Consider the following 15,507-nt stretch of genomic DNA (forward strand, 5'->3'; position numbering starts at 1 on the left):
CCCGGCGACCCGGCTCAGAGGTTTTCGTAGCGGTTCATGTCAAGCACGCCCGCCTCCACTGCATCGGTTTCCTTGATGTAGCTGTTGAGGTCGTGGAAATACTGCCAGAACTGCGGATGGCTGCGCCGCACACCCCAACGCATGACCACGCGTTCAAAGCGGTCAGGGTCATCGCGGGCCGCTTCCAGGTCTTCGACGAACTCCGGAACATCGGCTACGGGGACGTTGAACATGAAGTTCGGGTAACTGCTCAGCACGCCAGGGACCAGGGTCAGGGTGTCCAGACCCGGCTGGTAGCGATACGCCTCGCCGAGCATGAAGGCCACGTTGCTGTGCGCCCGGTTGCGCAACAGGCTGTAGACCTGACGCTGACCGCCCTGCCCTTCGATCCGCAGCATGGTCGCCTCAGGCAACTGGCTGATGACCTTCAGCCCCGCAGCCGGACGCGACACCAGACGGCTCAGGGTCTGCTCGACGTCACGGAACTCTTCGTTCATCTGCGGGCGCGAGCAATAGGCACCCTGGCAACGGTTGATCGGGTCGGGCGCGGCATTGAGGCTTCCGGTGCGCTGGATCAGCTTGAGGCCGAAATCGCGTTTGGGATCATTGGCGGCAAGCTGCAATGCGCTCGGGGTATCGGTGTCGATCTCCTCGTAGTCCATCCACATCTTCACCTTGCCGCTGTTCTGGTACCAGTCGCTGAGAATCGCGCCGCGCTGCTCGGCCGGCATCAGGCGCAGGAAGTTGACCTCGGCGCCGTTGCGGATCAGGTCGAAGTACAAGCGCGTCTGCGCCTGGTGCGAAACGTTGCCGTAGACATCGAAGTTGACCGCCAGCTGATAGTAGGTGCGCTCGAACAGCGGGTAGTCGAACAGCCACATGGTTTTCGGCACGTCGCCGATCAGGCCCTTGGTTACCGAGGCGCTGTCGAAGTGGCGGAAGATGGTCAGCAATGCGTTGTCGTTACCGGCCCACAGGGTCGACCAGCTCGGCGCCGGCATGTCGGCATAGGCTTCGCGGCGCAGGCTTTCGTACTCGTTGCGCTTGTCGCGGTAGGCATGCCACAGGCTCAGGATGCTGCCCACGTCATCAATCTGCCCAGGCATGGCCAGTAGCGGCGTGGCCTGGCCACGGTACTCGGCATCGGTCAGGTAGCGGTCGTGAGCCGGCTCCTGGAACAGCGCCCAGAAGTTGTCGCGGATCACGTCGGTGGCGATCTGACCCCGGCACACCGGGCCGCGGATGAAGGTCCGCACAAAGTACTCGGCGTTATCCAGCATGAACTGGTAACGGGCCACGGCCGGGATCGCTTCGAAGGTTTCGAAAGGATTGGCGCGGTGACGCGGGCCGTAGCCTGGCAGCGCCTTGGCGTGCCAGTCGCCGCTGTAGAACAGCTGCTTGACGCGCTTGAGCTTCTGCGGGCCCATCGGGTAAGTGATGTGGGTTTTGTGCACGATCACGCCCTGCACCGGCATCAACCGGTAATAGAAGTCGGTACCCGGTGGATCGTTGGGGCGACGTGTCGCGATCAGGTCGATGGGCTGGCCGCTGGGCGTACGCGAGCGTACCCACTGGAAAAAGTGCCCCTGTTCGCCGCCGACAAAATGGATATGCGCAAGGAACAAGTGCTCGTACAGCCAGCGCCCGACCAGCGCCTCGGTCGAGCCCGGACGGTTGAGCAGCGCTTCCCAGTCGGCGATCTGCGCAGCTTCCGTGGCGCTCGGCTGGATCGGGTTGTGTTCCACCGGCGCACCGGCGGCAAGCCAGCGTTGCAGGGTCTGGTACTCGGCATCGGTGAGGCCGGTGACCGCCAGCGGCATGCCCTCCTTGGGATGTGCGCCGGCATAGGCGTCGAATTCGCCGGGCAACGGGCACAGGTTGTTGCGGTTCAGGCCCAGCACGATTTCTTCAGGCAACTTGGCGTTGGGTGTCAGCGGCGTCTTGTGGCCCAGTTCGAGCATCCGCGCCATCAGCGCCGCCTGGCTGCCCTGGTTGTCGAGTACCGAGTAAAAGCCTTTGCGCTGCCAGGCCTCGGTGCTGGTGGCGTCGTAGAACAAGCGGGTCGGGGCCACGGCCTTGCTGCGATCACCTTGGTACACCGGGACCTTGGACGCGCCCCGCGAAGCGCCCTCGGCACTGCCCAGGTTCAGTTGGCAGGCCGCGTCGTTGCAGGCGTGGCAGGCCACGCATTTCTCGGTGAAGATCGGTTGGATGTCCCGGGTATACGAAATAGCCGAGCTCGATTGAGGGGCTTGCCCCAACGCCACGCCGCTGATGAACAGAGCGAAAGCGCCGGCAAGTAAGCGATGCACCATGTGCCGAATGTCCTGGGTATTGATAGCTTCACGATTCTACCGGTGCTGGCGGCGCGCCAACATGAATGAAATTCATGTAAATGCTCGACACGTCTAAAAACCGCGCAGCTTTGTTATTATTCCGCAACTTTTGTTTTCGCCCGACCAGGTAGTCCTATGTCTGACCGCAGCGCTCGTTTCCAAGCACTTCAGCAAGCACTCAAAGAGCGCATCCTGATTCTCGATGGCGGCATGGGTACTATGATCCAAAGCTACCGCCTAGAGGAACACGACTATCGTGGCACGCGCTTCGCCGACTGGCCAAGCGATGTCAAAGGCAACAACGACCTGCTGCTGCTCTCGCGCCCGGATGTCATCGCCGCCATCGAGAAGGCCTATCTGGACGCTGGCGCCGATATTCTTGAAACCAACACCTTCAACGCCACACAGATTTCCCAGGCCGACTACGGCATGGAAGCGCTGGTGTATGAGCTGAACGTGCAAGGCGCACGCATCGCCCGCCAGGTCGCCGATGCCAAGACTCTGGAAACCCCGGACAAGCCGCGCTTCGTTGCCGGCGTACTCGGCCCGACCAGCCGTACCTGCTCGATCTCCCCGGACGTCAACGACCCCGGCTACCGCAACGTCACTTTCGACCTGCTGGTAGAAAACTACATCGAGGCTACCCGCGGCCTGATCGAGGGCGGCGCCGACCTGATCCTGATCGAGACCATCTTCGACACCCTCAACGCCAAGGCAGCGATCTTCGCCGTGCAGCAGGTGTTCGAGGAAGACGGCGTCGAATTGCCGATCATGATTTCCGGGACCATCACCGACGCCTCCGGCCGCACCCTGTCCGGGCAGACCACCGAAGCCTTCTGGAACTCGGTGCGGCATGCCAACCCGATCTCGGTGGGCCTGAACTGTGCACTCGGCGCCAAGGATCTGCGCCCGTACCTGGAAGAGTTGTCGGACAAGGCCGGCACCCATGTGTCTGCGCACCCGAACGCCGGCCTGCCAAACGCCTTCGGTGAATACGATGAAACCCCGGCCGAGATGGCCGTGGTGGTCGAGGAGTTCGCCGCCAGCGGTTTCCTCAACATCATCGGCGGTTGCTGCGGCACCACCCCGGGGCACATCCGGGCGATTGCCGAAGCGGTGGCCAAGCACCCGCCACGGGCGATTCCGGACATTCCCAAGGCCTGTCGCCTGTCGGGCCTTGAACCGTTCACCATCGATCGCAACTCGCTGTTCGTCAACGTCGGCGAGCGCACCAACATCACCGGTTCCGCCAAGTTCGCCAGGCTGATCCGTGAAGAGAACTACACCGAAGCACTGGAAGTCGCCCTGCAGCAGGTCGAGGCCGGTGCCCAGGTGATCGACATCAACATGGACGAAGGGATGCTCGATTCCCAGGCGGCCATGGTCAAGTTCCTCAACCTGATCGCCGGTGAGCCGGATATCTCGCGCGTACCGATCATGATCGACTCCTCCAAGTGGGAAGTGATCGAAGCCGGCCTCAAGTGCATCCAGGGCAAGGGCATCGTCAACTCGATCTCGATGAAAGAAGGCGTCGAGGCCTTCAAGCATCACGCCAAACTGTGCAAGCGCTACGGCGCCGCGGTGGTGGTGATGGCTTTCGACGAAGTCGGCCAGGCCGATACCGCCGCACGCAAGCGTGAGATCTGCAAGCGCAGCTACGACATCCTGGTCAACGAAGTCGGCTTCCCGCCGGAAGACATCATCTTCGACCCGAACATCTTCGCCGTGGCCACCGGCATCGAAGAGCACAACAACTACGCCGTCGACTTCATTGAAGCCTGCGCCTACATTCGCGATCACCTGCCCTACGCGCTGAGCTCGGGCGGGGTGTCCAACGTGTCGTTCTCGTTCCGCGGCAACAACCCGGTGCGCGAGGCGATTCACTCGGTGTTCCTCTACCACGCGATCCAGAATGGCCTGACCATGGGTATCGTCAACGCCGGCCAGCTGGAGATCTACGACGAGATCCCGCCTGCCCTGCGCGAGAAGGTCGAGGACGTGGTACTCAACCGCACCCCGGAAGGCACCGATGCCCTGCTGGCGATTGCCGACGACTACAAGGGCGGCGGCGCGGTCAAGGAAGTCGAAAACGAAGAGTGGCGTTCGCTGCCGGTCGGCAAGCGCCTGGAGCATGCGCTGGTCAAAGGCATCACCGCCTTTATCGTCGAAGACACCGAGGAGTGCCGCCAGCAGTGCGCACGTCCTATCGAAGTCATCGAAGGCCCGCTGATGAGCGGCATGAACGTGGTCGGTGACCTGTTCGGCGCCGGCAAGATGTTCCTGCCCCAGGTGGTCAAGTCCGCGCGGGTGATGAAGCAGGCGGTAGCCCACCTGATTCCGTTCATCGAGCTGGAAAAAGGCGACAAGCCCGAAGCCAAGGGCAAGATCCTCATGGCCACGGTCAAAGGCGACGTGCACGACATCGGCAAGAACATCGTCGGCGTGGTGCTCGGTTGCAACGGTTACGACATCGTCGACCTCGGCGTGATGGTCCCGGCCGAGAAGATCCTGCAGACCGCCCGCGAGCAGAAGTGCGACATCATTGGCCTGTCCGGCCTGATCACCCCGTCGCTGGACGAGATGGTCCATGTCGCCCGCGAAATGCAGCGCCAGGACTTCCACCTGCCGCTGATGATCGGTGGCGCGACCACCTCCAAGGCGCACACAGCGGTGAAGATCGAGCCCAAGTACAGCAATGACGCGGTGGTCTACGTCACTGACGCCTCGCGTGCAGTGGGCGTTGCCACACAATTGCTGTCCAAGGAACTCAAGCCGGGCTTTGTCGAGAAAACCCGCCTGGATTACATCGAAGTACGCGAGCGCACTGCCAACCGCAGCGCGCGCACCGAACGCCTGAGCTACGAGCAGTCGATTGCGGCCAAGCCGAAATATGACTGGGCCGGTTATCAGCCGGCAGTGCCGAGCTTTACCGGGGTCAAGGTCCTGGAGAACATCGACCTCAAGGTGCTGGCCGAATACATCGACTGGACGCCGTTCTTCATCTCCTGGGACCTGGCCGGCAAGTACCCGCGCATCCTCACCGACGAAGTGGTCGGAGAAGCGGCCACCGCGTTGTTCAAGGATGCCCAGGAAATGCTCGCCAAGCTGATCGACGAGAAGCTGATCAGCGCCCGGGCGGTGTTCGGTTTCTGGCCGGCCAACCAGGTCAACCACGACGACATCGAAGTCTATGGTGCCGACGGCCAGCCGCTGGCCCAGCTCCACCACCTGCGCCAGCAGACCATCAAGCCGGACAACAAGCCGAACTTCTCCCTGGCCGACTTCGTCGCGCCAAAGGAAACCGGCATCACTGACTATGTCGGCGGTTTCATCACCACCGCAGGCATCGGTGCCGAAGAAGTAGCCAAGGCTTACCAGGACAAGGGCGACGACTACAACTCGATCATGGTCAAAGCCCTCGCCGACCGCCTTGCCGAAGCCTGCGCCGAGTGGCTGCACGAACAGGTGCGTAAAGACTACTGGGGTTACGCCAAGGACGAGCACCTGAACAACGAAGCGCTGATCAAGGAGCAGTACTCGGGTATCCGCCCTGCCCCGGGCTACCCGGCCTGCCCGGACCACACCGAGAAGGAAACCCTGTTCCGCCTGCTCGATGGCACCGCCATTGGCGAAACCGGCCCCAGCGGCGTGTTCCTCACCGAGCACTTCGCGATGTTCCCGGCGGCGGCGGTCAGCGGCTGGTACTTCGCTCATCCGCAGGCGCAGTACTTTGCCGTGGGCAAGGTCGACAAGGATCAGGTGCAGAGCTACACCGCGCGTAAAGGCCAGGACCTGAGCGTAAGTGAGCGCTGGTTGGCGCCTAACCTTGGGTATGACAACTAACTGAAATCGCGGGGCAAGCCCGCTCCCACAGGGAGATCCTAAACCCTGTGGGAGCGGCGGTGCGGCGACCCGACTTGCCCCGCGATCCGGTCTACACTGAGGAGGATGCCTATCCCAAGGAGCCCCTCATGGACGACCCAGCCCAAGGCAAACCCCCAACTTTCTGGCAGATGCTGCAAAGCATTCTGGCGGCGGCGTTCGGCGTGCAAAGCGGCAAGAACCGCGCCCGCGACTTCACCTACGGCAAGGCCAGCCATTTCATTGCGCTGGGCACCGTCTTCACCTTGATCTTCATTCTGGTACTGGTGGGGCTGGTGCAACTGGCCATGCACCTCACCGCGCGCTGAAACGCAATCCGCCCGCAGATGTCCATTCTGCGGGCGGTTCATGATTGCCCATCGCGTGATATTACTGGTGGCTGACCCAATACACCGCGGTCACAACAACCAGGACGATCAGACAGAGTATCGCCCAGGCGTCGACACTGCTGTCACTCTTACCCGCTTTGGTCGAGTTTCCCATTGCATTGCCTCTTATTGGTGGTTATGGGAATGCATGTCACCCGTAGCAGTTAAGTCCAGCAATGCCCATTGCTCAAGCAGGGCTATTTCAATATTTGACCGGTGCACTCAAGAATGGATAGCGGTACTCGGCAGGATGGCCCTGAGCGCTGAAACGGTTGAAGTCCAGCCCGTAGTCGGCCTGGCCGTGAAGAGCCAACCAGCGCCGGGCACGCACCGGATCAATCAACTGCAGCACCGGCACCTGGTGATCGCGCTGCCCATCCCGATCAATTGGCAGATTCAGCGCATCATCGTGCAGCAACACCATGGCCCAGCCACCCAGAGAGAAGTGCCCGCCCATCAGCACGCTGAGACGCCCGTCGATTCGCGCCTGCAGTGCTTGCGGGGAACTGTTGACGGCACTGAACAGGACATCCTTGCCGGGCGTGCGGCCGGCTTCGACAAACGCCTGCATGGCACCAAAGGCCATCTCGTCGTTGGCCGACCAGACCAGTTCGATCTTCGGGTAGCGCTTCAACAATTGCTGCGCCTGCTCATAAGCCCGTTGCTGACCCCAGCCGCCATACACCACCTGACGCAAGCGTACCTGCGGATGTTCGGCCAGGGCCCGGCGCATACCCTGCTCGCGCAACTGCGCGGCGGGAGTGGTCTTGAGGCCGGAAAACGCCAGCAACTCGATCGGCTGCTGCGAGCCTTCACGCAGGTGCAGGGCAATCAGTTCCTTGAGCATCTGGTAACCGGCCTGTTCATCGTTACCCACCAACGTGCCAAGCATTGGCGGGTACTTGTCCGGGTTAGCGCGAATCAACTCGGCCTGGTCTTGGGTCAGACCGTTATTGACCAGAAACAGCTTGACCCCGCTCCCCCGTGACAGGCGAATGATTTCGGGGGCCACGTACTGCTCATTGACCAGCACCAGATAATCAGGACGCTGCTTGCCTTCAAGCACTTGCCGCGCCTGATTCAGCGCCAGCTCCGGTTGCCGCTCGCTGTATTCGATGCGCAACTGCATGCCCAGATCCTTGGCGGCGGCCTGCATGAAGTTCGAATAGCTGACCCAGAAAGTTTCATTGGAATACCCCGGATTGAGAAAAACCACCGACGCGGCTTGCGCGCTGGCAGCCAGCGGCAGACTCAGGCACAGGCTTTGGCACAAGGCCTTGAGCATGCGGATTCGCTCCTGCTATTCAAACCATTGATTATAAACACCGCAGAGGCTCGAACGGCGAAATGCCAGTCAGTCTCACTTAGTCCGAATGGTTCTTTTCATATGCAAAAACATCACTTTTGCGCATAAACGCAAACTGCTATCTTTCCTTCGCTCCGTTTAGGGAGTGCGCGGCCGTGCGCGCGATTAGCTGCAAGCAGCTTGAGAACAGGACCCCTATGTACGTATACGACGAGTACGATCAGCGGATCATCGAGGACCGCGTAAAGCAGTTCCGTGATCAGACCCGCCGCTACCTGGCCGGTGAGCTGAGCGAAGAAGAGTTCCGCCCCCTGCGCCTGCAAAATGGCCTCTATATCCAACGTTTTGCCCCGATGTTGCGGGTCGCCGTGCCTTATGGCCAGCTGACTTCGCGCCAGACTCGGATGCTGGCGAAGATCGCGCGCGACTACGACAAGGGCTATGCCCACATCAGCACCCGGCAGAACGTGCAGTACAACTGGCCTGCCCTGGAAGACATCCCGGAAATTCTGGCTGAGCTGGCCACCGTGCAGATGCACGCGATCCAGACCAGCGGCAACTGCCTGCGCAACGTCACCACCGACCAGTTCGCCGGTGTCGCTGCCGATGAAGTGATCGACCCACGCCCATGGTGTGAGATCGTTCGCCAGTGGACCACCTTCCACCCCGAATTCGCTTACCTGCCACGCAAGTTCAAAATTGCGATCAACGGCTCGAGCAGCGACCGTGCGGCCATCGAAGTGCACGATATCGGCCTGGAGCCGGTGTACAACGCCGCCGGCGAGCTGGGTTTCCGCGTCCTGGTCGGTGGCGGCCTGGGCCGTACCCCGGTGGTCGGTGCCTTCATCAATGAGTTCCTGCCGTGGCAGGACCTGCTCAGCTACCTGGACGCGATCCTGCGGGTTTACAACCGCTATGGCCGTCGCGACAACAAGTACAAGGCGCGGATCAAGATCCTGGTCAAAGCGCTCACGCCTGAAGTCTTCGCCGAGAAGGTCGAGGCCGAAATGGTCCACTTGCGCGGCGGCAGCAGCACGCTGACCGAAGCCGAAGTGCAGCGCGTGGCCAAGCACTTCGTCGACCCGGACTACAAGGCGCTGGACAACCTCGACTTCAGCGAACTCGAGCAACAGCACCCAGGCTTCGCCCGCTGGCGCACCCGCAACGTCCTGGCGCACAAAAAGCCGGGCTACGTTGCCGTGACCCTGTCGCTCAAGCCTACCGGCGTCGCCCCTGGCGACCTGACCGACAAACAGCTCGATGCCGTCGCCGATCTTGCCGAGCGCTACAGCTTCGGCCAGCTGCGCACCTCGCACGAACAGAACATCATCCTCGCCGATGTCGAGCAGAGCCAGCTGCACGCGCTGTGGCTGGAGCTGCGTGAAAACGGTTTCGCCACGCCGAACATCGGCCTGCTGACCGACATCATCTGCTGCCCTGGCGGTGACTTCTGCTCCCTGGCCAACGCCAAGTCGATCCCGATTGCCGAATCCATCCAGCGCCGTTTCGACGACCTGGACTACCTGTTCGACATCGGCGAACTGGACCTAAACATCTCCGGCTGCATGAACGCCTGTGGTCACCACCACGTCGGCCACATCGGCATTCTCGGGGTGGACAAGAAAGGCGAAGAGTTCTACCAGGTCTCCCTCGGTGGCAGCGCCAGCCGCGACGCCAGCCTGGGCAAGATCCTCGGCCCTTCCTTTGCCCAGGACGACATGCCGGATGTGATCGAGAAGCTGATTGACGTCTACGTTGAAAAACGTACCGAAGACGAGCGCTTCATCGACACCTACCAGCGTATTGGCATCGACCCTTTCAAGGAACGCGTCTATGCAGCGAATCATTAAGAACAACGAAATCGTCGACGAAACCTGGCACCTGCTGCCCAAGGACTTCAACATCGACGAAGTGACCAACTGCGACGACTACATCGTGCCATTGCAGTTGTGGCGTGAACACGGCCATATGCTCAAGGCCCGCGACGGCGGCCTGGGCGTATGGCTGGACGCCGACGAAGAGGCCGAAGAGATCGGCCACGTCGCCAACGAGTTCCAGGTTATCGCCCTGAACTTCCCGGCTTTCACTGACGGACGCAACTACTCCAATGCGCGTCTGCTGCGTGATCGCTACAAGTTCACCGGTGAGCTGCGCGCCATTGGCGACGTGCTGCGCGACCAGCTGTTCTACATGAAACGCTGCGGTTTCGACGCCTTCGCCCTGCGGGCCGACAAAGACCCGGTTGAAGCGCTGGAAAGTCTCAAGGACTTCTCGGTGACCTACCAGGCCGCAACCGACGAACCGCAACCGCTGTTCCGTCGCCGTTGAACAAACAAGGCCCCGCATGCGGGGCCTTGTTTTTTGTCACACCTCAGGTTCAACCTCTGTAGCCTGTGTCAACCTCAGTACCAGCGCGTCCTCAGCAACTTTCCTGGCGCTTTTCAGGGCATCGCTCGCCTGCTGATACTGCCCATCGTTGATTTCAATCTTGTGCAACGTACCCTCTGCGTTCATGGGTTCTGCGCCCAACGCAGTGCGCAGGAACGTCAACACCTCACTATCGAGCGCTTCAGGTCCCTCGTTGAACACACCAACGCAGAAGTCCAGGTACTCCTGCCCCTCAGCCCACATCTCCCGGAAACTATCGAATTGCGACACGTAACGCTGCTCCAGGTAACGCGTCCAATTGATATCCTCGACCATCCATGCTTGCCGGTTGGCGACCGTATCACGCGCCAAGACTGCACTTTTAACCCGCTGTGCCGTCTGCGGCGACAGATTGGCAGTGGCTTGATAAAGCATGCCCCTGGAAGGCTCCGGATAATCCAGCTCACTCGCCAGCTGCTGGCGCAAGGCCAGTCGAATTTCGATGTCATCGACTTCGTCACGCCTCAACAGGACATCAGTGATGTCATCCAGCGGATCCAGCGGGGTCAGCGCACCGTTCGCCCTCAAGGCTCGACGCCGCTGCTTGCGGGCCAATGACAGTACATCGGCCATACGCTGGACTTCATGGCGACGGAACAACTGTTTGTACAAAGCCAGCAATTCGGCACTGCGCTCACCGGTGATGGCTTCCTGGCTTCGTTCAAACACCAGCACCGCAATTTCCAGGGCGCTGAAAGCATCGGCACCGGCATCGCCACAAGTGACCGGAAAAGCTTCGGCAATTTCGAGCAGTTCCTCTCTTAGCTGCGTGTGCTGCGAGGCAAGCTGGAGCATTGACCACACCCGCTCGCGCACATCCGCCCCATTGCGTTGAAACTCCCGGGACGAGGCCAGCCGGTCAAGCATTTCACGCAGCGCCTCGTGCCCGTCATTCTGGAACAGGTCATGCCACAGGTCGCGTTGCGCCTGATCTGCGCCCTGCAGCCAGGGATCTTCAGGTTGTACGGGTACGGCAATTTCAGGCTGTACTTGTACGACGATTTCAGGCTCGAACCCTACCCTGATTACTTCCAGGCGGGCGATGCTCGCGACGTCCAGCGGGTTGAAGTACAGATTCAGCCCCTGCGCAGCATGTGAATTATCGCGCAGACCAGCGCCAAAACGCGTGGCAGCCAGGTCCGGCAACTCAATGATCTGGTTGCGACTGAGGTCGACTATTCGCAGCTCATAGGGATTCTGGTTCATCAGCGTGGTCAACTCGGCGGGCCATTCACTTACCCCGCACCCCTGAAGATCCAAATCCCGCAGCTGCACAAGGTTGCCAAGCTCGGGAAACCGCCTCAAGTAGTTGCCGCTTAACCTCAAACGCTGCAGGCGGACAAACCTTGAGAAGACCTGGGCGCCTGCTTCATCCAGCTCCAGCCCAGTCCTGCTCAAGTCCAGCTCCTGCAGGGGTAAACGAGCCAGGATTGCCAAGCCTTCGCTAGTCAAACTCACCTCGTTGTAGCGCAAGTTCAGATGGCTCAATGCAGGCAATGTGGCCAGCGTTTCCAGGGCTGCATCCGGGATGTTGACCAGTCCGTTACTTTGCAACTCCAGCCGCCGCAGGTTTACCAATGGCCTCAACGCATCAAACATTGTATCGCTGCTGTTCAGGGGGACTTCTCTCAAATTCAAATTGCGCAGGCCAACCAATGCGCTGATATCAGGCGGAATAATGCTCAACGGGTTACTTTCCAACGACAGGCGTTGCAGCCTTGGAAAGCACTGCAGGAACACTGTGGGCATTTGCTGCAGGTTCATTCGGCTCATGTTCAAGCTTCGGATATGCTCGAAGCGCGCCGTCAATACAGGAAGATGCCCAGCATCCCGCTCTTGCAGATTCAACTCCGATCTTCGGCGACCACCTAGTCGACGCCAGGCGTCCACCAATTGCCCCCTGGTTCTTGCGCGAGCAACGCGCTGAAAGGGGCCTTCACTGGCCTCGACCCACTCAGCAAGGGTTGTCTGGAGCACTCTTTGTTCGGTCTCTAGCCTGAGAACAACATCCCCCAACGTCTGATTGCGCTGCTGATAGGACCGAATGAACTCGTCAAGCTCCGCGCTCTCCAGCTCCGGGAACATTGCCCCGAGCTTTGCCTTGAGGGCCCAATTTCGCACTGATCCGCCCAGGGGGTACCCAACACGGCCATCGGCCAGGCGCAAGGGTGAGCGAAACCACGGTCTGATGGGCTGCTGGCCGAGCAGTTTCGCCGCCCTCACACGATCCTCAACAGCAAGCGCATACAGGGCGGTACGCAAGGATTGTGTGGCATGGATATCGAGGTTCAACGCCCTTCGCTCGCTATCGGGCAGGGCTTTGAGCAGAGAGACGATAATCTCCTGATCCTTGCTCAGCTCAAGCCCCTGAGCGTCATAGACGGTATAGCGCCCTCTCAGGCGCACCAGCACCTTCAGTTCGCCGCCAGGTTCGCCGGCGCTGGCCAGCAAGCGACCGGACAACACCTCCTCGCGCATTTCCACACGAACCGTGTTAGTCCAGCCAGGCAGTTCAGTCAACAGCCCCAAGGCCAGGCGGTCGCTGTCCAGACTTGCCAGGGTGGTTTTATGCACGCCCTGTATTGCCCGACTCAAGACAATCTGACGTTGATACACCCGAGCCTCTTCGGCCAAACGTAACGGCACCCGGCCATCACTGGCTTGCAATTGCAGACGCTCTGCAGAGTCCGCAGCGTCCACTATCTCCTGTGCAGCGGCGTCGGTCAGCATTGGAAAGTCGCGCAGCAGGCGTTGCTGTTCAGTCGAGCGAGGCGGATGTTGATGCTCGTACATGATCTTGAAAATATTGGCGCGGCGTTTTATCGCCTGATCTGCAATCAGGGCACGCAAAACCTCCAGTCGCTTATCTGGCTCGACACTGGACCCAAACAGCTCGAGCGCTTCGGTCTCGTTCAAATCCGCCAACACTTTTTCAGCCAGCTTGTTGGCATACAGCTCCTTTTCCGATATGCGAATCACCCGCCCGCTGGGCCAGCGCTTGGCACCATAGCGAACAGGCGCTCGGTCCGGCATGATCTCGTCAAAGACTTCGATGACCCGTTGCGGCCAGCGAGGCAATTCCTGGCTCAGGCTTGGCTCCAGGCCCAAGCCGTGCACACCGGGTACACCTTCTTTCAAGCTGTCGATCAAGCGGGTCACCCGGCGGTCAATCTGAAAACGCTGCAGTGTTTCTTTGAGCAATGGCGGCACCGCTAGCTGATCCAGATGCATGCGTCGCAGAACGTCGTCGTCAACGCCACTGATGCGCACGGCCTGCTCAAGCACCTCAGCAGGTAGTCCATCTGCTGCAACGCCAATGCGGCTGAGCAACGTTTCATGGCTCCACTGCATCGGTTGCTCACCGACTGCTTGCCAGGTGCCCTCCTGGTTATGCTTGAGGGTCGGCTGATAGGCATCCGGGTCATCCGGGTGGCGGATCGACCAGGCACCGTCAGCGTCTTCGAACACTTCGAAGACCTGGCCGTCGATGCGGATGTAGGATTTGCCATCAAGGCGGTACACCCCCATAGCATTCGGGGCGATGTCTGTCAGTTCGACACTGCGGGCATAGGGTGTCAGGTCAGGCTTCCACAAGCGCTGCTCGCCGCTGGGCAAGGTGACACGCACCAGGCTGTCCACACGCTCGCTTGCCTGCAACGGTGCGGCAACATGGCCTGCGGCACCCAAACCGACAGCCAGGACGACATTCAGAGCCACCGACTCAAAATGCGCCAACGCCTCATCCAGCTCACCAGCCTCCCAGGCATGAGCCCCGTCGACAATTTCTTTGACCAGTTGCCCAGCGGCGACCGCCGCCATTACTGCATCGAGCACAGGCACAAAGAACGCAGCGGCGTTGAGCAGATTGAAACCAATGCTTTCCCAGTAAGCCAGGCGTTGCTTCTTCGCCGCTTCATCCGCCTGCGCACTGGGTACGGCAAGGTCGCGGGCATTGGCCTTGATTCGTTTGAGCAGCTGGTCTTGTACATAGCCAAACAACTCACTTTCAATCGCCACATCACGCAGGTGCAGATTGGCCTCGGGTTTGAGTTGGCCACCGGCATCAAGGCTGCGGTCATACAGCGCCTCATCAAGCCGCTTGAAGAAATGTTCTTGCTCATGCCTGGGCACGAAAGATCGAAACAGCTCCAGGTAAGTAGACGTCAGCAGGTTTATGCGCAGGTCTTGCTTGAACGCCGCCACTGAAGCGTACTCTTTGAGCGGGTACAGCGGTGCACCTGGCAAGTAGACGACAATCGGCTCGACCTCGTCGCTGACAACCCGATTGGCACTGAACACCAGTACGCCGTCAAGCGCTGACTGGAACATGCTCAGTGATTGGCAGATGACAGGCTTGCCATGCAGAAGCGGGGCTCGCTCGCCTTTGAGCAAGTCGTTGAACATCTGCTGAGCCGGGGCAGAGATTTCGCCCTTCATCAGTGCTGTTTGCGCAACAAGGCGCAAATTGTCCTTGTAGGCGTTGATCGACAACGTACGAACGGCATCCCGAGTCGAAGGACTCTCGAACACTTCGCCCAAGTGCGTCTGATACTTGCCGCCCAGATCCAGCTCATGACACAAGGCGGCAAAGCGCGCGGGTTCGATGTCCAGCTGACGGATATAGCGGTATTGAAAGCGCGGGTAAGCACCTTCCTGCCCAGGTGCCAGCTCCAGCACAAAATCCCCCTTGGCGGCCAAGGCACTGCCCGACAGAAATTCGCTGTCGGCGGCAAAATTCTGCAATGCCGCCTGGAGCAGGCTTTGCTGGCGTGGCTTGATCCGTAGCATGCTACCCAGCAGTACAGACTCTTCATGAATCTCTACCAGCTCGGTGGTGTTGACGTCGAGTTCGACATCCAGGTCGGCTTTCAGTTTGGCCTTGAGCAAGGGCTCAGCGAAGGCGCCCAGGCCCTGAAAATCTTTCAATGCCGTGGCCAAGGCCCGCACTGAGCGGCGGCTGCTTTGCTGGGCGTCAAGCAACGCCTGGCGGGCGTCTTCGCTTGCGTCAAAAAACCAGGCGCTGGAACCGGAGGGATTCAACTGGGCCGGACGCAGGCTTTCGCGCCAGCGCTTGAGGTCGGCGACCGTGGCATGCTTGAGCCAGTCCGGCAGGCGGTCGACTAAAAAGCGGCCATGCAGGCCAGGGACCGCGATCGATTGAGAAGTCAGCATGGGGGGGTTCCTGTGG

The 15,507-nt window shown here is 60.4% G+C and carries 7 protein-coding genes; 4 read left to right on the forward strand and 3 right to left on the reverse strand.

The window, feature by feature from the left end; all coding sequences use genetic code 11:
• Window positions 1-14 precede the first annotated feature (14 nt).
• Entirely contained in the window at window positions 15-2,315 is a 2,301-nt protein-coding gene (locus PSAKL28_RS14200) for a fatty acid cis/trans isomerase (RefSeq protein ID WP_038611507.1), read from the reverse strand.
• Window positions 2,316-2,471: 156 nt separating this feature from the next.
• Between PSAKL28_RS14200 and metH the strand changes: the two genes are divergently transcribed.
• Complete coding sequence (gene metH / locus PSAKL28_RS14205) at window positions 2,472-6,179, forward strand: methionine synthase (protein WP_038611509.1); 3,708 nt, start codon at window positions 2,472-2,474, stop codon at window positions 6,177-6,179.
• A 128-nt stretch (window positions 6,180-6,307) separates the two neighbouring features.
• On the forward strand, window positions 6,308-6,526 hold the full coding sequence (locus PSAKL28_RS14210; protein ID WP_038611512.1) for a DUF2970 domain-containing protein: 219 nt from the start codon (window positions 6,308-6,310) through the stop codon (window positions 6,524-6,526).
• Between the two features lie 262 nt (window positions 6,527-6,788).
• Here PSAKL28_RS14210 and PSAKL28_RS14215 read toward each other — a convergent pair whose 3' ends face one another.
• Window positions 6,789-7,871 (reverse strand): ABC transporter substrate-binding protein, encoded by a 1,083-nt coding sequence (locus PSAKL28_RS14215; RefSeq protein WP_038611514.1) that lies wholly within the window; start codon window positions 7,869-7,871, stop codon window positions 6,789-6,791.
• A 218-nt stretch (window positions 7,872-8,089) separates the two neighbouring features.
• Between PSAKL28_RS14215 and PSAKL28_RS14220 the strand changes: the two genes are divergently transcribed.
• Window positions 8,090-9,742 (forward strand): nitrite/sulfite reductase, encoded by a 1,653-nt coding sequence (locus tag PSAKL28_RS14220; protein WP_038611517.1) that lies wholly within the window; start codon window positions 8,090-8,092, stop codon window positions 9,740-9,742.
• The gene (locus tag PSAKL28_RS14225) at window positions 9,726-10,220 is read left to right on the forward strand and encodes a DUF934 domain-containing protein (RefSeq protein ID WP_038611520.1); all 495 of its coding nucleotides are present in this window, start codon (window positions 9,726-9,728) and stop codon (window positions 10,218-10,220) included. Before PSAKL28_RS14220 ends, PSAKL28_RS14225 begins: the two co-directional genes overlap by 17 nt.
• 36 nt (window positions 10,221-10,256) lie before the next feature.
• Here PSAKL28_RS14225 and PSAKL28_RS14230 read toward each other — a convergent pair whose 3' ends face one another.
• The gene (locus tag PSAKL28_RS14230; RefSeq protein ID WP_038611523.1) at window positions 10,257-15,491 is read right to left on the reverse strand and encodes an NEL-type E3 ubiquitin ligase domain-containing protein; all 5,235 of its coding nucleotides are present in this window, start codon (window positions 15,489-15,491) and stop codon (window positions 10,257-10,259) included.
• Between the last annotated feature and the right edge of the window lie 16 nt (window positions 15,492-15,507).

Source organism: Pseudomonas alkylphenolica, assembly GCF_000746525.1.
Lineage (GTDB): Bacteria > Pseudomonadota > Gammaproteobacteria > Pseudomonadales > Pseudomonadaceae > Aquipseudomonas > Aquipseudomonas alkylphenolica.